Source organism: Pseudomonas sp. (assembly GCF_041601375.1).
Lineage (GTDB): Bacteria > Pseudomonadota > Gammaproteobacteria > Pseudomonadales > Pseudomonadaceae > Aquipseudomonas.
Map to the genome: position 1 here is coordinate 1 of NZ_JBFIIG010000084.1, position 17,217 is coordinate 17,217.

Genomic DNA, 17,217 nt, shown 5'->3' on the forward strand with positions numbered 1-17,217 from the left:
CTGCGCCGCTAACCCAAGCTACGGCCTAACCCGCGGCTGGCCCAGACCTTGGCCGCGCTGTGATGGAGGATGCCGTGGCGGCGGGCCAGGGCGTGGCGGTCTTGGTCGTAGCCGCCGCCGATCAGGCCGACCACCGGGATGTCGCGGCCCAGGCAGTGCTCGAGTACCGCCCGGTCGCGGGCGGCGACGCCGGCGTCGGTGAGTTGCAGGTAGCCGAGGGCGTCGTCCCGGTGTACGTCGACCCCGGCGTCGTACAGCACGATGTCCGGCTGGTACAGCGGCAGCAGGTAGTTCAGCGCGTCGTCCACCACCTTGAGGTAGGCGCCATCGCCCATGTCCATCGGCAGGGGGATGTCCCAGTCGCTGGCGGCCTTGCGCGCCGGGAAGTTCTTTTCGCAGTGCAGGGAGACGGTGATAGCCTCCGGGACATCGGCCAGCAGCCGCGCGCTGCCGTCGCCCTGGTGCACATCGCAGTCGAAGATCAGCACCCGTTGCGCCTTGCCGGCCTCGAGCAGGTAGCGGGCGATCACCGCCAGGTCGTTGAAGATGCAGAAGCCGGACGGGTGATCGTAATGGGCGTGATGGGTGCCACCGGCCAAATGGCAGGCCAGGCCATGCTGCAAGGCCTGCTCGGCAGCCAACAGCGAGCCGCCCACCGCACGCAGGGTGCGCCGGGCCAGGGCGGCACTCCAGGGCAGGCCGAGGCGGCGCTGGTCTTCGCGCGGCAGTTCGCCGCTCATGTAGCGCTCGATATAGGCGGGGCAGTGGGCCAGGGCCAGCACCTCCGGCGGGCACAGCTCGGGGCGCAGCAACTCGGCATCGCTGGTCAGGCCGCCGGCCACCAGGTGATCGCGCAGCAGGCGAAATTTTTCCATGGGGAAACGATGACCGGCCGGGAAGGGCGGGCTGTAGTCGTCGTGATAGACCAGCGGTAGGCGCATACAATGGCCCTCTTTAATGCAGCGCCTGAGTATGGCGGCGCTGCCTGGACCGACTCAAGTGGAGCCGTAATGACCGAGCAGGACGCCGTGCGCGCCTATCACCAACTGAGCAAACACCAGCCGCAACGCTTCGCCCCCGGACCCGGGCAGCTGGAGTGGTCGACTCAGCCCGCCGCCTTTCGGCGTTACGACGCCGCGCGGCTGATCGAGCTGTGGCAGCGGCCGCTGGAGGAGTCGCCCGATTACGACGCGGTGTTCGCCGAACCCCTGGGGCCGCCGGCAGCGCTGGACCGCGCCAGTGTCTCGCAGCTGCTGTATGACAGCCTGGCGCTGTCGGCCTGGAAAGAGGCCGGCGGCAGCCGCTGGGCGCTGCGGGTCAATCCGTCGTCGGGCAATCTGCACCCGACCGAGGCCTATCTGCTGCTGCCGGCCGGCAGTCTGCAGGACGAGGCCTTGCTGGCCCATTACACGGCCGACGTCCATGCCTTGGAGGTGCGTGGCGAACTGCCGACGGCGCTGGCCGCCCAGTTGTCCCAGGCGTTGCCGGCGGGCGGCTGCCTGCTGGCGCTGACCAGCATCCCCTGGCGCGAGGCGTGGAAATACGGCGAACGGGCCTATCGCTACTGCCAGCATGACCTCGGCCATGCCCTGGCTGGCCTGGCGCTGGCCGCCAGCGCGCTGGGCTGGCAGGTGCGCCTGCTGCGCGGGGTGGCCGAGGCGCGCCTGGACGGGGTGTTCGGCCTGGACCGCGCGGGCTTTGCCGAGGCCGAGCACGTCGACTGCCTGCTCTGGATCGGCCCGGCCCAGGCCGCCGAGTTCGTCCTGCCCGACAGCGTGCTGCAAGGCCTGGCGGCGCTGGAGTTGCAGGGTGCCCCCAATCGCCTGTCGCCTCAGCAGCGCGACTGGCCGGAATTGGCCCGGGTGCAGGCGTTCTGCCGCGCCCCGGCCTTGCCCGCGCAGCCCTGGCTGGCTGAAGCCGGTCGCGTGCAGGCGGACAATCCCGGCCTGTCGCTGCGGCCGATCCTGCATCGCCGGCGCAGCGCGCAAGCCATGGACGGCAAGAGCGGGATTCACGCCGAGCTGCTGTTCGCCTGGCTGCAGCGGCTGATGCCGGCCAATTCGCCGGTGCCTTTCGCCCTGACCGGGGAGGCGGCGCAGGTCGACCTGCTGCTGTTCGTCCACCGCGTGCAGGGCCTGGACCCCGGCCTGTACTGGCTGGCGCGGGTCGACGGGCAGGCGCAACCCGGCGGCCTGCGCGAGGACTTTCTGTGGCAGCGGGTGCACGACGAATTGCCGCTGTACCGCTTGCTTGAAGGCGACGCCCGCGGCCTGGCGGAGTTTCTCTCCTGCGGCCAGGACATCGCCAGCGATGGCTGCGTGGCCCTGGCCATGCTGGCGCGCTTCGACACGGCCCTCGAGGCCGGCGCCTGGCGTTACCCGCGGTTGTACTGGGAGTGCGGGCAGATCGGCCAGTTGCTCTATCTGGAAGCCGAGGCGGCGGGGCTCTCCGCCACGGGCATCGGTTGCTATTTCGACGATTCGGTCCATGAATTGCTAGGACTTGCCGACAGCCGCTGGCAAAGTCTTTACCATTTCACTATTGGTCGGGCGGTGTGGGATGAGCGTCTCAGCTCGCTACCGGCCTATCCCGAATTACGTTTGCCGCGCTCTTAGCGGTTATTGGAGAACAAGCATGAGTCAGGTACTGGACGAGTTGGTCGCCCTGTTGAGCCTGGAGGCCATCGAAGAGAACCTCTTTCGTGGCCTCAGTCAGGATCTGGGGTTTCGTCAGTTGTTCGGCGGCCAGGTGCTCGGTCAGTGTGTGTCGGCGGCCAGCCAGACGGTCGAGGCGGATCGCCACGTGCATTCCATGCACGGTTATTTTCTGCGCCCCGGCGATGCGGCGCTACCGGTGGTCTACCAGGTCGACCGGGTGCGTGATGGCGGCAGCTTCAGTACCCGGCGGGTGATGGCGGTGCAGAAGGGCAAGCCGATCTTCACCTGCAGCGCCTCCTTCCAGTACGACGAGGAAGGCTTTCACCACCAGAACCCGATGCCGGATGTGCCGGGACCGGAAGGCCTGAAGTCGGAAACCGAACTGGCCCGGCTGATCGCCGACTCGCTGCCCGAGCGCATGCGCGAGCGCGCGGTGAGCGGCAAGCCGATCGAGATCCGTCCGGTGACGGTCGATAACCCTTTTGCCCCGGAGCCCGGCGAGCCGGTCAAGTATGTATGGTTCCGCGCCGCCGGCGACCTGCCGGACGATCCGCAGCTGCACAAGTACCTGCTCGGCTATGCCAGCGACTTCAACTTGCTGACCACCTCTATGCTGCCCCATGGGGTGTCGGTCTGGCAGAAGTTCATGCAGGTCGCCAGTCTCGACCATTCGCTGTGGTTCCACAGCAACCTGCGCATGGACGACTGGCTGCTCTACGCCATGGACAGTCCCTGGTCCGGCAATGCCCGCGGCTTCTCCCGCGGCAGCATCTTCAACCGTCAGGGCCAACTGGTCGCCTCGGTCGCCCAGGAAGGCCTGACCCGGGTGCGTGAGGACTGGAAATGAAGCTGCATGCGGCGCGCCACTGGGTGTTCGACATGGACGGCACCCTGACCCTGCCGGTGCATGATTTCGCGGCGATCAAGCGCTCGCTGGACATCCCCCAGGAACACGACATCCTCCATCACCTGGCGGCGTTGCCCGATGAAGTCGCGGCGGCCAAGTACGCCTGGCTGCTGGAGCACGAACGCGAGCTGGCGCTGAGCGCCGAGCCGGCACCGGGGGCCATCGAGCTGGTGCGCGCGTTGCACGGACGCGGCTGCCGGCTCGGCGTCCTCACCCGCAACGCCCACGAGTTGGCGCTGGTGACCCTGCAGGCGATCGGCCTGGGCGACTGCTTCGCCAGTGGCGACATTCTCGGCCGCGACGAGGCGCCGCCCAAGCCCCATCCCGGCGGTTTGCTGCACCTGGCCGAGCGCTGGCAGGTGACGCCGGACGAACTGGTGATGGTCGGCGACTACCGCTTCGACCTGGAATGCGCCCGCGCCGCCGGCGCCTGCGGCGTGCTGGTCAATCTGCCGGACAACCCCTGGCCGGAGCTGACCGATCACTTCGCCGTGAATTGCGCGGCGCTGCGGAGCTCGATCGAGCCGTAGGGCAGTCCGTTCGGAGCACAGCGACAACCCGCCGGCTTTTGTGCCGTGCCGATAAACCAATGGTGCATTGCCTGCGGGTAGGGCGGTCGGGGCGCCGTCCGCTCGGAGCGCAGCGACAGCCCGCCAGATGTATGTCGCACCGGTGATCGACGGTGCACTGCCTGCAGCGAGTGACACCCTACGGGTTGCGGATTGCTCGAGATTGTTGGGCGACCTGTAGGGCGGCTCGGGCGGCGTTCCGTTCGGAGCGAAGCGACAACCCGCCGGCTTTGTGCCGCGCCGATAAACCATGGTGCACTGCCTGCGGGTAGGGCGGTCGGGGCGCCGTCCGCTCGGAGCGAAGCGACAGCCCGCCAGATGTATGTCGCACCGGTGATCGACGGTGCACTGCCTGCGGCGAGTGACACCCTACGGGTTGCGGATTGCTCAAGATTGTTGGGCAACCGTAGGGCGGCCTCGGAGCGAAGCGACAGCCCGCCAGATGTATGTCGCACCGGTGATCGACGGTGCACTGCCTGCGGCGAGTGACACCCTACGGGTTGCGGATTGCTCGAGATTGTTGGGCGAACTGTAGGGCGGCTCGGGCGGCGTTCCGTTCGGAGCGAAGCGACAACCCGCCGGCTTTGTGTCGCGCCGATAAACCAATAGTGCACTGCCTGCGGCGAGTGACCCTACAGGTTGCTGGTCGTGTGGTTGCCGCCGCCGGACTCCAGGTCCTTGAGGATCGGGCAGTCGGGGCGGTCGTCGCCCTGGCAGTGTTGCATCAGGTCCTGCAGGGTGTCGCGCAGGCTGCTGAGTTCGGCGATCTTGTGGTTGAGTTCGGCGATATGCCCGGCGGCCAGGGCCTTGACGTCGGCGCTGGCGCGCTGGCGGTCCTGCCACAGCGCCAGCAGCTGGGCCACCTCGGCCAGGGAGAAACCCAGGTCCCGGGAGCGCTTGATAAAGGCCAGGCGGTGCAGGTCCTGGGCGCCGTACTGGCGGTAGCCGCTGTCGGTGCGCCCGGCGGCCGGCAGCAGGTCGATCGACTCGTAGTAGCGGATCATCTTGGCGCTGAGGCCGGTTTTCTGCGCGGCTTGGCCGATATTCATGGGCGGTCTCCGAAACGTTGTTCGTAGGATGAGCGTTGAGCGCAGTCGTAGGTTGGGTTAGCGGCGGCTGCATTCCCGAGCAAGTCACAGATGCGAGACGCCGCGTAACCCAACAGAGCGTCAGCAGGTACGCCGCAATGATGGGTTACGCCGCGCAGAAAACGCGGTCTTGCCGGGCATCGCCTGGGCGGCTAACCCATCCTACGGTCCGGCCGCAGGTCAATTTGCGGGCGCCTAACCTACGCGGCCCGACCCATCCTACGGGTTAGTGGTGATCTTTCGGCTTCCAGGTCTTCAGCAGCAGGGCGTTGCTCACCACGCTGAGGCTGGACAAGGCCATGGCGGCGCCGGCGAGCATCGGGTTGAGCAGGCCGGCCGCAGCCAGGGGAATGCCGACCAGGTTGTAGATGAAGGCCCAGAACAGGTTCTGCCGGATCTTGTTGTAGGTGCGCCGGCTGATGTCCAGCGCCGCCGGCACCAGGCGCGGGTCGCCGCGCATCAGGGTGATGCCGGCGGCATGCATGGCCACATCGGTGCCACTGCCCATGGCGATGCCGACATCCGCGGCCGCCAGCGCCGGGGCGTCGTTGATGCCGTCGCCGACCATCGCCACCACCCCGGTATTCCTCAGCTCGCCGACGATCGCCGCCTTGTCTGCCGGCAGCACCTCGGCATGTATGGCGTCGATGCCCAGGGCGCCGGCCACCGCATTGACGCTGCCGCGGTTGTCGCCGCTGATCAGGTGGCTGTCGATGCCCTGCGCCTTGAGCTGGGCGACGGCCTCGGCGGCGCCGGGCTTGAGGGTGTCGCCGAAGGCGAACAGGCCCAGCACCTGCGGCGTCGGCGCCTGTTCGATCAGCCAGGACAGGGTGCGGCCCTCGGCTTCCCAGGCCAGGGCCTCGGCGGCCAGGCTCGGGTTGTGCAGCCAGCGCTCTTCGAGCAGGCGTTTGTTGCCCAGGGCCAGTTGGCGTTCGCCGATCTGCCCGGCAATCCCGCGTCCGGCCAGGGCCTGGCTGTCGACCACCTCGGCCAGCGACAACTGGCGGGCGCTGCATTCGTCCAGCACCGCCTTGGCCAGCGGGTGCTCGCTGCCGCGTTGCAGGGCGCCGGCCAGTTGCAGCAGGGTCGCGGTGTCGCCGTCGAGTGCGCTCATGTGGGCGATCCGCGGCGTGCCCGAGGTCAGGGTGCCGGTCTTGTCGAATGCCACGGTCGTGACCCCATGGGCCACTTCCAGGGCTTCGGCGTCCTTGATCAGAATGCCGTGGCGCGCGGCCACCCCGGTGCCGGCCATGATCGCCGTCGGCGTGGCCAGGCCGAGGGCGCAGGGGCAGGCGATCACCAGTACCGCCACGGCATTCAGCAGCGCGGTTTGCAGCGTGGCGCCGAACAGCAACCAGCCCAGCAGGGTGGCCAGGGCGAGCAGCAGCACGGTCGGCACGAAGACCTGGCTGACCTTGTCCACCAGCTTCTGGATCGGCGCCTTGGCCGCCTGGGCGTCCTCGACCAGGCGGATGATCGTGGCCAGCACGGTTTCCGCCCCCAGGGCGGTGGTCTCGATCAGCAGGCGGCCTTCGCCGTTGATCGCCCCGGCGGTGACCTTGTCGCCCGGTTGCTTGGGTTGCGGCAGGCTCTCGCCGCTAATCAGTGCTTCGTCGGCATGGCTCTGACCCTGCAGCACCTGGCCGTCGACCGGGAAGCGCTCGCCGGGCTTGACCAGCACCTGATCGCCCAGAACCAGGGCGCTCAGCGGCACCCACTGTTCGACGCCATCGCGCAGGCGCAACGCCTGATCCGGGCGCAGGGCCTGCAAGGCGCGGATGGCGCTGGTGGTCTGCCGTTTGGCGCGGCTTTCCAGGTATTTGCCGAGCAGGATCAGGCTGATGATCACCGCCGCGGCCTCGAAATACAGGTGCGGCATGGTCCCGCTCGGGGTGATTGCCCATTGATAGAGGCTCAGGCCATAGGCGGCGCTGGTGCCCAGGGCGACCAGTTGATCCATGTTGCCGGCACCGGCGCGCAGGGCCAGCCAGGCGGCGCGGTAGAAGCGCGCACCGAAGACGAACTGCACTGGCGTGGCCAGGGCGAACTGCAGCCAGGCCGGCAGCATCCAGTGGGCGCCGAATGGTTCCGCCAGCATCGGGATCAGCAGCGGCGCGGTGAGCAGCAGGGCCAGTGCCAGAGCCCAGCGCTCGCGTTGCAAGTGACGCTCGGCGGCCGGTTGGGCGGGCTTCTCGAGATCCACCAGGGTGGCCGTGTAACCGGCCTTGGCGACCGCCTGCAGCAGGCTTTGCGCGTCGAGCCCCGGCGTGACCTGCAGCAGCGCCTGCTCGGTGGCCAGGTTGACGCTGACCATGAGCACGCCCGGCAGTTGCGCCAGGGCACGCTCGACGCGGCCGACGCAACTGGCGCAGGTCATGCCGTCGATGGCCAATTCCAGGCGTTCGCTGGGCACCTGATAGCCGGCGCCGATAACGGCGGCGAGCAACTGCTCCAGGCTGTCCGCCGGCGCTTCGATGCGCGCCTGTTCGCTGGCCAGGTTGACCGTGGCGCTGGCGACATTGGGCACTTTGCGCAAGGCGCGCTCGACTCGGCCGGCGCAACTGGCGCAGGTCATGCCGTTGATCGGCAGGTCGAAGGTGGTCAGATCGGACATGCAGGAGCCTCCGTTGAGTTCCGCTACAGGATCAACCTTGACCCATGGGTAAGGTCAAGTGCTGTTTTTATGCCTTGACCTTACCCATGGGTCAAGCCCGACACTGTGCACCTCCCGTAAAATTGGGGGCAGACATTCAAACAGGAGGTTGCAGATGCAAGCATCAAAGGTTCACACACTCAGGATCGAAGGCATGACCTGCGAGCATTGCGTGAAGGCGATTACCGAGGCCTTGCAGGCGCGCGATCCGGCTGCCGATGTAAAGGTGAAGTTGCAGGGTGGTGAGGCGCGTGTGGTCAGCAGCCTGTCGAGCGACGAGCTGATCATCGCGATTGCCGAGGCGGGCTACGGGGCGGGGCTGGCGTAAGGCGGCTTGCACGGTCGTTGGCCCGCAGGCGAGAAGCCCCCGCGGCCGCGGCTGCGGGCCCGGCGATGTTCCGGATTGCGTCCGGCTACGGGTTGCGGGCCATTCTGGATTGAGCGGATTACTCGAGGCCGTCGGGCGGCCCGGGCGGCGATCCGTTCGGAGGTAGGGCGGCCGGGGCGCCGTCCGCTCGGAGCGCAGCGACAACCCACCAGCTTTTGTACCGTGCCGAGTGGCCAATGGTGCACTGCCTTCGGCGAGTGACACCCTACGGAACGCGGGTTGTTCCAGATTCTGTGGCCTGTCCGTAGGGCGGCCTCGGAGCGCAGCGACAGCCCGCCAGATGTATGGCGCACCGGTGATCGACGGTGCACTGCCTGCAGCGAGTGACACCCTACAGGTTGCAGATTGCTCGAGATTGTTGGGCGACCTGTAGGGCGGCTCGGGCGGCATTCCGTTCGGTGCGCAGCGACAACCCGCCAGATGTATGTCGCACCGGTGATCGACGGTGCACTGCCTGCGGCGAGTGACACCCTACAGGTTGCAGATTGCTCGAGATTGTTGGGCGAACTGTAGGGCGGCTCGGGCGGCATTCCGTGCGGAGCTCAGCGACAACCCGCCAGCTTTTGTACCGCGCCGAGTAGCCGATGGTGCGCTACTTATCCTTGCTGCCAGTCGCGCACCAGGCCGCGAAAGCAGGCGTCGATCATGGGCGCGGTGTCGCTCAAGGGGTCGAACAGGGTCGGGTCGCGTAGCCAGTCGTGAAACAGGCCGATGATCAGCGCGTGCAGGGTGCGGGCGGCGAGGCGTGGGCTCATGCCCGGTTGCAGCCGCGCCCTGACCCCGGGCTGGTCGAACTGTTGTTCGCACAGGGCGATGAACTGCGTGATGAAGGCGGCGTGGCGCTGCTCCGCCTCGCGCAGCTCGTCGGTGAACTCGCAGCGGCGCAGGAGGATGGTGAGGATGCGCCGCTTGCGTTCATCGCGGGCGAGGTTTTCGATGGCCTCGATACACAGCTCGCGCAGCGCCAGGAGGGGATCGCGCTCGGCGCAGGCGCTCAGGCGCATGGCCATTTGCTCGGGCGGTAGGCGCACCTGGCTGAGCATCTCGTGAAACAGGTGGGCCTTGTTCTCGAAATGCCAATACACCGCGCCACGGGTGACTCCGGCGTGGCGGGCGATATGTTCCAGGCTGGTGTGGGCCACGCCTTTTTCCAGAAACAGTGCCTCGGCAGCGGCCAGGATGGCGCCGCGGGTTTGTTCGGCTTGTTCTTTGGTTCGGCGCATGGCGGTAAGGGGGGAATCTTTCCAGGGGCTGATTTGGGCAACAGAGTGTAATGATTTTAACCACGAGATTCTATTTACAAACAATGGTGAATGTAACTAGCATCGTTGCCTCAGAGCTTGTGAAAAAATCGAGCGCCGTAGCGAGGCTGTCTCCAGGCGTTCGCGGCAAGGCGCGCTACGTGAAAAGCAGGGGAGTTTAGTGAGCTAAATGACCCTGCTTTTCACGTAGCGCAACGTCGCAGCGGACGTTTGGAGGCGGTCGCAGTAGGCGAGAGTTTTTTCACAAGCTCTCAATGCTGCGCGCATCCTGTTGTTCCGGAGAACCCTATGTTTCTTGTCCGTCACCTCCCTCTCGTCCTGGGGATTCTGGCCTATGGCGCCCTGACGCCTGTGCTCCAGGCCGCCGACGCGCGCCCCGCGCCTGAAGTGCTGGTGGAGACCGCCAGCGCCGAGTCGCTGCCGCTGGTATTCGAGTACTCCGGACGCACCGCGGGTTTTCGCGAGGTGCAGGTGCGTGCCCAGGTCAGTGGCATTCTGCAGGAACGCACCTACCGGGAAGGCAGCCGGGTCAGCAAAGGCCAGGTGATGTTCCGCATCGACTCGCGCACCTATCAGGCCGCCCTGGCCCGCGCCAAGGGCGCGCTGGCCCAGGAGCAGGCGCGCTACCGGCAGACCGAACGCGACCTGCGGCGCATCCGCGAGCTGCAGAAGAAGGGTTTCGCCAGCGAGAGCGAGCTGGATAACGCGATCTCCAACTACGAGCAGAGCAAGGCCAATATCCAGGCCGCCGAGGCCGAGGTGCAGTCCAAGCAGATCGACCTCGACTACTGCACGGTGAAGGCACCGATCTCCGGCATTACCAGCAAGGAAACCGTGTCCGAGGGCAGCCTGATGGTGGCTGGCGACCCGAATGCCAGTCTGCTGAGCAATATCACCCAGCTCGACCCGATCTACGTCAATTTTGCCGCCCCGGACAGCGAGGTAGAGCGCGTGCGCAGCGGCCTGCAAAATGGTGCGCTGGTGTTGCAAGGCGAACAGCTGAGTGCCGAAATCCTCTACGGCGACGGTTCCCGCTACCCGCTGGCGGGCAAGGTGGACTTCACCGACAGCCTGGTCGATCGCGGCACCGGCACCATCAGTGCCCGCGCCGTGGTGCCCAACCCGGAGGAGAAATTGCTCCCCGGCCAGTTCGTGCGCATTCTGCTCAAGGGCATCAGCCAGCCCGGCGCCATCACCGTGCCGGAGCGGGCCGTGGCCCAGGGGCCGCGCGGCACCTTCGTCTATGTGGTGGACGATGAGGGCATCGCGCGCATGCGCCAGGTCGGCACCGGGCACACCGCCAATGGCCGCTGGGTCATCGAGTCGGGCATCAGTGCCGGCGATCGGGTGATCGTCGAGGGGCTGCCCAAGGTGCGTGCGGATACCCCGGTGAAAGTTGCCGAAGCCCCCGCGCCTGTTAGCCAGTCAGCCGCCAAACAACCCTAAGGAGCGTCGCCGGTGATCTCACGCTTCTTTATCGACCGCCCGGTGTTCGCCGCGGTCATCTCCATCGTCATCATTCTCGCCGGCCTGATGGCCATGCGTGCGTTGCCGATTGCCCAGTACCCGCAGATCCTGCCGCCGCAGGTCACGGTCAGCGCCACTTACTCCGGCGCCAGTGCCCAGGTCATCGCCGAAACCGTGGCGGCGCCGCTGGAGCAGTCGATCAACGGCGTCGAGGGGATGATCTACCAGCAGTCCAACTCCGGCGGCAACGCCATGAGCCTGTCGGTGTACTTCCAGGTCGGCACCGACCCGGACCAGGCCACCATCGACGTCAACAACCGGGTCCAGGCGGCCCTGGCCAAGTTGCCCGAGGAGGTGCGCCGGCAGGGGGTCAAGGTGGAGAAGAAGTCCTCGGACATCCTCCAGGTGGTCACCCTGTTTTCCCCGGACGGCTCGCGCGACCCGGTGTACATCAGCAACTACGCGCTGATCAACGTGATCGACGAACTCAAGCGCCTGCCCGGCGTCGGCGATGCCCGCCAGTTCGGCTCCAAGGACTATTCCATGCGCATCTGGCTGCGCCCGGACAAGCTGGCGCAGTACAACCTGACGCCGACCGACGTGGTCGGCGCGATCCGCGAGCAGAACTCGCAGTTCGCCGCCGGCAGCTTCGGCCAGCAGCCGCTGGAGCAGGCGCAGGACTTCACCTACACGGTGACCACCCAGGGCCGTTTCACCGACCCCGCGGAGTTCGAGAACGTCATTCTGCGCACCGACGCGACCGGCGCCAGCCTGTTGCTCAAGGACGTGGCGCGGATCGAGCTGGGGGCCCAGGACTACTCGCTGATGACCTCGCTCAACGGTCAGCAGAATGCCGCCTTCGGCATCTACCTGCAGCCGGGGGCCAATGCCCTGGACACCGCCGATGCCGTGAGCAGTACCCTGGAGCGCCTGTCGCAGCGCTTTCCCGAGGGCATGACCTACAAGATTCCCTACGACACCACCAAGTTCGTCCGGGTCTCGATCAAGGAGGTGATCCACACCTTCTTCGAGGCGCTGGTGCTGGTGGTGCTGGTGGTCTTCCTGTTCCTGCAGAACTGGCGTGCCACCCTGATCCCGCTGCTGGCGATCCCGGTGTCGTTGATCGGCACCTTCGCCGGCATGTACCTGCTCGGTTTCTCGATCAACCTGCTGACCCTGTTCGGCATGGTGCTGGCCATCGGTATCGTGGTGGACGACGCCATCGTGGTGATCGAGAACGTCGAACGGGTAATGAACAAGGACAAGATCGGCCCGCGCGAAGCGACCATCAAGGCCATGCAAGAGGTCACCGGGCCGATCGTCGCCATCGTTCTGGTGCTCTGCGCGGTGTTCGTGCCGGTGGGCTTCCTCGGCGGCCTGGCCGGGGAGATGTACAAGCAGTTCGCCATCACCATCGCCGTGTCGGTGGTGATCTCCGGCATAGTCGCGCTGACCCTGAGCCCGGCGCTGTGCGCGCTGTTGCTCAAGCCCGGGCACCAGGAGCCGGCGGCGCCGTTTCGCTGGTTCAACCGCCTGTTCGAGCGCCTGACCGACGGCTACACCAGCGGCGTGCGCTTCTTCCTCAAGCGCTCGGTGGTGGGCCTGCTGCTGTTCGGCCTGATGATCGCGCTGATGGCCGTGCTGTTCAATCGGGTACCCAGTTCCCTGGTGCCCAACGAGGACCAGGGCTACGTGATCAACGCCTACTTCCTGCCGCCGGCCGCCTCGCTGACCCGTACCGAGACGCTCACCAGCGAGGTGACCCAGCAGCTGATGGCGCACCCGGCGGTCGAGGACGTGGTGACCTTCGCCGGTTTCGACGTGCTCACCTTCGGCACCCGCAGCAATGCCGGGGTGTCCTTCGTGCCACTGAAAGACTGGAGCGAACGGACCACGCCGGAGCTGGATGCGCGCAACCTGACCCGCGAATTCATGGCCATGGGCGCGCAGCAGAAGGACGGCGTGGTGATGACCTTCAACCCGCCGCCGATCACCGGCATGAGCACCACCGGCGGTTTCGAGGGCTATATCCAGGATCGCAGCGGCGCCGGCACCCAGGAGCTGGCGGCCAAGGTCGCCGCCTTCCTCGCCGCCGCGGCCAAGCGTCCGGAACTGGCCGGGGTGCAGAGCACCTTCAGCGCCAACGTGCCGCAGTACTACATCGACCTCGACCGCACCAAGGCCCGCGCCCTGGGGGTGTCGATCAGCGACGTGTTCACCGCCATGCAGGCGACCTTCGGCAGCTACTACGTCAACGACTTCAGCCTGTACGGCCGCACCTTCCAGGTCAGCCTGCAATCGGAGTCGGAGTTCCGCCGCAAGCCCGAGGACCTGTCTCAGGTCTACGTGCGCGCCGCCGGCGGCGAACTGGTGCCCTTGTCGACCCTGGTCAAGGTCGAGCGCATCCTCGGCCCGGACAGCTACGCGCGCTTCAACGTCTACCCGGCGGCGAAGATCCTCGGCGGCCCGGCGCCTGGCTACAGCTCCGGCCAGGCCCTGGCGGCGGTGCAGGAGGTGGCCGGCGAAGTGCTCGGCAGCGACTACAGCATCGGTTGGACCGGTTCGGCGTTCCAGGAGCTGGCCACCCAGGGCTCGGGCAGCACCGCCTTCGTCTTCGGCCTGATCATGGTGTTCCTGATCCTCGCGGCCCAGTACGAGCGCTGGACCCTGCCGCTGGCGGTGGTCACCGCGGTGCCGTTCGCGGTGTTCGGCGCAATTCTCGCGGTCTGGCTGCGCGGCATCGAGAACGACGTCTACTTCCAGGTCGGCCTGATCACCCTGATCGGCCTGGCGGCGAAGAACGCCATCCTCATCGTCGAGTTCGCCGTGCTCTGCCGAGCGCAGGGCATGAGCATCGTCGACTCGGCAATGGAGGCCTCGCGCCTGCGCTTCCGGCCGATCATCATGACCTCGCTGGCCTTCATCCTCGGCGTGGTGCCGCTGGCCATCAGCAGCGGCGCCGGTTCGGCCAGCCGTCACTCGATCGGCACCGGGGTGATCGGCGGCATGCTCGCGGCGACCGTGCTGGCGATTTTCCTGATCCCGATGTTCTACCTGCTGGTGGAGTCGTGGGCCGCCAAGTTGAGTGGCGGCCGCAAGAAAGCCGCCGAGCCGGCGGTCGAGTCGTAGGTGGAGGGAAGCCGGGTAGGCCGGGGTAGCGGCCTGCCCCGATAGCCAATCCACCACGGCCCGCGAAGGCCGGGTAACCGGGTAGCGCCGATACCAACAGTGGAAATCCCGAAAATGGTGGGTTACGGCGCGCCAGGTTGCGCACTCCGCGCGGGGATGGGGGCATGCGCCTAACCCCCCTGCGTCGGGAGTGGATTGGCTGATCGGCGCCAGGCCCGCCCCGTAAATATCCATATTCAATCTGTCCTGGAACCCCATGCCTCTACGTCTTCTGCTCATTCTCGGCGCCTTGAGCGCGTTTGGCCCCCTGGCCATCGACTTCTACCTGCCGAGTTTCCCGACCCTGGCGCGGGTCTTCGCCACCGACGTCGAGCATGTGCAGTTGTCGCTGGCCGCCTATTTCATTGGCCTGGCGCTGGGGCAACTGATCTACGGGCCCTTGGCCGACCGTTTCGGCCGGCGCAAACCGCTGCTCGCCGGTGTGTTGCTGTTCTGCCTGGCTTCGCTGGCTTGTGCCCTGGCGCCGAGCCTGGAGTGGTTGATCGCCGCGCGCTTCGTCCAGGCCCTCGGTGGCTGCGCCGGCATGGTGGTGACCCGTGCCGTGGTGCGCGACCTGTGCGATCCGATCACTTCGGCCAAGGTGTTCTCCCAGCTGATGCTGGTCATGGGCCTGGCGCCGATCCTCGCGCCGCTGGCCGGTGGCCTGCTCCTGAGTCTGCTCGGCTGGCAGTCGATCTTCGTCTGCCTGTTCGCCTTCGGCGTGCTCAGTTGGCTCGGGGTGGCGCTGTGGCTGCCGGAGACCCTGGCGGCCGACGCGCCGAGAGCGCCGTTGCGCGGCGCGCTGGGCGAGTACCGGCGGCTGCTCGGCGACCGGCCGTTTCTCGGTCATGCGCTGACCGGCGGCCTGGCCATCGCCGGGATGTTCGCCTACATCGCCGGTTCGCCCTTCGTCTTCATCGAGTTGTATGGCGTACCGGCCGAGCACTACGGCTGGTTGTTCGGCAGCAATGCCCTGGGTTTCATCCTGGTGGCGCAACTCAATGCCTGGCTGGTGGCGCGGCATGGGCCGGGCTACTGGCTGCGCCGCACGGTGTGGTTCTACCTGGCCTGCGGCCTGCTGCTGCTGGCGATCGCAGCTGCTCGTCCGGCGCACCTGTGGCCGCTGCTGATCCCCCTGTTCGGCTGCATTGCCTGTCTCGGCATTCTCCTGCCGAACGCCTCGGCCTGCGCCATGGCCGGGCAGGGCAGGCATGCCGGCAGCGCCTCGGCATTGCTCGGCAGCCTGCAGTTCGGCATAGCCGCCAGCGCGGCGGCGCTGGTCGGCGCGCTGCATGATGGCAGTGCCTGGCCGATGGCCCTGGTGATCTGCGCCTGCGCGGCGCTGGCCGTGCTCGCCTCGCGGTTCACCCGCTGGGCCGAGCGGCGGGGCGGGCATCCGGGTTGGTGAGCGGCCGTGAAAAACTCCCGGCTGCTGCGAAAGTCTGCAGCAGATCGGGGGGCAATCCACGATCCGTAGGGTGTATATGGACTCCTCCACAGCCGCAAGCTTCGAACGGATCGCCGCCCGAGCCGCCCTACGGAACGCCGCCGATTAGCCGCTCGCCGCCAGTCCCTCGAGAAAGCTCTCCAGCACCAGGTGCGGTCGGCGGCCCTTGCGGGTGACGGCGGCCAGGCTGAGGTCATGGAAGCGCGTAGCGGGTTTCAGCGCGCGCAGGCGGCCCTGCTGCACCCAGGCCGCGGCATAGTGATCGGGCAGGTAGCCGATGAAGCGTCCGGTGAGGATCAGGAAGGCCATGCCCTCGCGGTCCGAGGCGCTGGCGGTGCAGTTGAGGGCCTGGTAGTGGCTCTGCACCTCCGGCGGTAGGCGGAAGGTCGGCGCGATGGCGTCCTGGGCATTCAAGCGCTGATCCTCGAGCTGCTGGTCGTCGACATAGAACAGCGGATGGCCGACCGCGCAGTAGAGCAGCGAGCGCTCGTCGTACAGCGCCTGGTAGTCCAGCCCGGACAGGGCGCCGGCCTGGGGCACCACGCCGATGTGCAGGCGGCCGTCGAGCACGCCCTGTTCGACCTCGCTCGGCGGGGTCATGCGGATATGGATGCGCACCTCCGGGCCGCGCTCCTTGAGCCGGGCCAGGGCATTGGTGATGCGCATGTGCGGCACCGTCACCAGGTTGTCGGTCAGGCCGATGTTCAGCTCGCCGCGCAGGTGCTGATGCAGGCCGTTGACCTCGGTGCGAAAGCTCTCCAGCGCCGCCAGCAGTTGCTGGGTCGACTGGTACACCTCGCGGCCTTCCTCGGTCAGGGCGAAGCCGGCGCGACCGCGCTGGCACAGGCGCAAACCGAGGCGCTGTTCGAGGTCGCTCATCTGCTGGCTGATCGCCGAACGGCCGATCCCCAGCACGCTCTCGGCGGCGGAAAAACCGCCGCACTCGACCACGCTGCGAAACAGTTTGAGCAGGCGGATATCGAAGTCGCTGACCTGGGCCAGGGGATCGGGGCGGCGTGTGCTCATTGTTTAGTAACCGCTTAACTAAAGATAAGAAGAGTTTGGTTTTACCGAATGTATGCCCGTGGCACCTTGTCTGGCAACAGATTGGTTTTTATCGCGTCCACAGTCGATCAACAGATACCCAGTCGCTTCCACTCTCCTTGCGAGGCCGCCATGAACATGCCACAGACCGCCGCCCCATCACTGGCCAGCCAGCTCAAGCTGGATGCCCACTGGATGCCGTTCACCGCCAACCGCCAGTTCCAGCGGGACCCACGGCTGATCGTCGGCGCGCAAGGCAGCTGGCTGACCGACGATCAGGGTCGCAAGGTCTACGACAGCCTGTCCGGCCTGTGGACCTGTGGTGCCGGCCATTGCCGCCAGGACATCCAGGACGCGGTGGCCAGGCAGCTCGGCACCCTCGACTACTCGCCGGGCTTCCAGTACGGCCACCCGCTGTCCTTCCAACTGGCCGAGCAGATCGCCGACCTGATGCCGGGCGAGCTCAACCACGTGTTCTTCACCAGCTCCGGCTCCGAGTGCGCCGACACCGCGGTGAAGATGGCCAAGGCCTACTGGCGCCTCAAGGGCCAGCCGGCCAAGACCAAG

Annotated in this window: 13 protein-coding genes; 8 read left to right on the plus strand and 5 right to left on the minus strand. The window is 67.0% G+C overall.

Features of this window, described 5'->3' with window-relative positions; translation table 11 throughout:
* Window positions 1–8: 8 nt before the first annotated feature.
* The gene (locus ABZE94_RS12425) at window positions 9–941 is read right to left on the minus strand and encodes a histone deacetylase (protein ID WP_372875828.1); all 933 of its coding nucleotides are present in this window, start codon (window positions 939–941) and stop codon (window positions 9–11) included.
* Window positions 942–1,010: 69 nt separating this feature from the next.
* Between ABZE94_RS12425 and ABZE94_RS12430 the strand changes: the two genes are divergently transcribed.
* From ABZE94_RS12430 to ABZE94_RS12440, 3 genes are read left to right on the plus strand one after another with little or no spacing between them, the layout of a single operon-like run.
* Entirely contained in the window at window positions 1,011–2,615 is a 1,605-nt protein-coding gene (locus tag ABZE94_RS12430) for a nitroreductase family protein (RefSeq protein WP_372875829.1), read from the plus strand.
* 19 nt (window positions 2,616–2,634) lie between these two features.
* Window positions 2,635–3,504 carry an acyl-CoA thioesterase II gene (tesB, locus tag ABZE94_RS12435; RefSeq protein ID WP_372875830.1) on the plus strand — a complete coding sequence of 290 codons (870 nt, stop codon included), beginning with the start codon at window positions 2,635–2,637 and terminating at the stop codon, window positions 3,502–3,504.
* Complete coding sequence (locus ABZE94_RS12440) at window positions 3,501–4,094, plus strand: HAD family hydrolase (protein ID WP_372875831.1); 594 nt, start codon at window positions 3,501–3,503, stop codon at window positions 4,092–4,094. The genes tesB and ABZE94_RS12440 overlap by 4 nt, the downstream gene beginning before the upstream one ends.
* 671 nt (window positions 4,095–4,765) lie before the next feature.
* On the opposite strand, the gene cueR is transcribed toward ABZE94_RS12440, so the two are convergent.
* Together cueR and ABZE94_RS12450 are read right to left on the minus strand one after the other, a co-directional pair.
* The gene (gene cueR / locus ABZE94_RS12445; RefSeq protein WP_372875832.1) at window positions 4,766–5,182 is read right to left on the minus strand and encodes a Cu(I)-responsive transcriptional regulator; all 417 of its coding nucleotides are present in this window, start codon (window positions 5,180–5,182) and stop codon (window positions 4,766–4,768) included.
* Window positions 5,183–5,447: 265 nt separating this feature from the next.
* Window positions 5,448–7,835 carry a heavy metal translocating P-type ATPase gene (locus ABZE94_RS12450; RefSeq protein ID WP_372875833.1) on the minus strand — a complete coding sequence of 796 codons (2,388 nt, stop codon included), beginning with the start codon at window positions 7,833–7,835 and terminating at the stop codon, window positions 5,448–5,450.
* 154 nt (window positions 7,836–7,989) lie between these two features.
* On the opposite strand from ABZE94_RS12450, the gene ABZE94_RS12455 reads away from it, so the two are divergent.
* The gene (locus ABZE94_RS12455; RefSeq protein WP_372875834.1) at window positions 7,990–8,202 is read left to right on the plus strand and encodes a heavy-metal-associated domain-containing protein; all 213 of its coding nucleotides are present in this window, start codon (window positions 7,990–7,992) and stop codon (window positions 8,200–8,202) included.
* A 656-nt stretch (window positions 8,203–8,858) separates the two neighbouring features.
* Here ABZE94_RS12455 and ABZE94_RS12460 read toward each other — a convergent pair.
* The gene (locus ABZE94_RS12460; RefSeq protein WP_372875835.1) at window positions 8,859–9,485 is read right to left on the minus strand and encodes a TetR family transcriptional regulator; all 627 of its coding nucleotides are present in this window, start codon (window positions 9,483–9,485) and stop codon (window positions 8,859–8,861) included.
* 327 nt (window positions 9,486–9,812) lie between these two features.
* On the opposite strand from ABZE94_RS12460, the gene ABZE94_RS12465 reads away from it, so the two are divergent.
* The 3 genes from ABZE94_RS12465 to ABZE94_RS12475 all read left to right on the plus strand — a co-directional run bounded on the left by ABZE94_RS12465 (window position 9,813) and on the right by ABZE94_RS12475 (window position 15,567).
* A complete protein-coding gene (locus ABZE94_RS12465; RefSeq protein WP_372875836.1) occupies window positions 9,813–10,970 on the plus strand; it encodes an efflux RND transporter periplasmic adaptor subunit in 1,158 nt (385 codons plus the stop codon).
* Between the two features lie 12 nt (window positions 10,971–10,982).
* Window positions 10,983–14,120, plus strand: a complete 3,138-nt coding sequence (locus ABZE94_RS12470; protein ID WP_372875837.1) for an efflux RND transporter permease subunit — start codon at window positions 10,983–10,985, stop codon at window positions 14,118–14,120.
* Between the two features lie 256 nt (window positions 14,121–14,376).
* On the plus strand, window positions 14,377–15,567 hold the full coding sequence (locus ABZE94_RS12475) for a Bcr/CflA family multidrug efflux MFS transporter (protein ID WP_372875838.1): 1,191 nt from the start codon (window positions 14,377–14,379) through the stop codon (window positions 15,565–15,567).
* Window positions 15,568–15,711: 144 nt separating this feature from the next.
* Here ABZE94_RS12475 and ABZE94_RS12480 read toward each other — a convergent pair whose 3' ends face one another.
* Window positions 15,712–16,632 (minus strand): LysR family transcriptional regulator, encoded by a 921-nt coding sequence (locus ABZE94_RS12480; RefSeq protein ID WP_372875839.1) that lies wholly within the window; start codon window positions 16,630–16,632, stop codon window positions 15,712–15,714.
* A gap of 150 nt (window positions 16,633–16,782) precedes the next feature.
* Here ABZE94_RS12480 and ABZE94_RS12485 point away from each other — a divergent pair.
* Window positions 16,783–17,217 (plus strand): aminotransferase class III-fold pyridoxal phosphate-dependent enzyme (locus tag ABZE94_RS12485; RefSeq protein WP_372875840.1); only part of this gene is annotated, 435 nt, incomplete at its 3' end.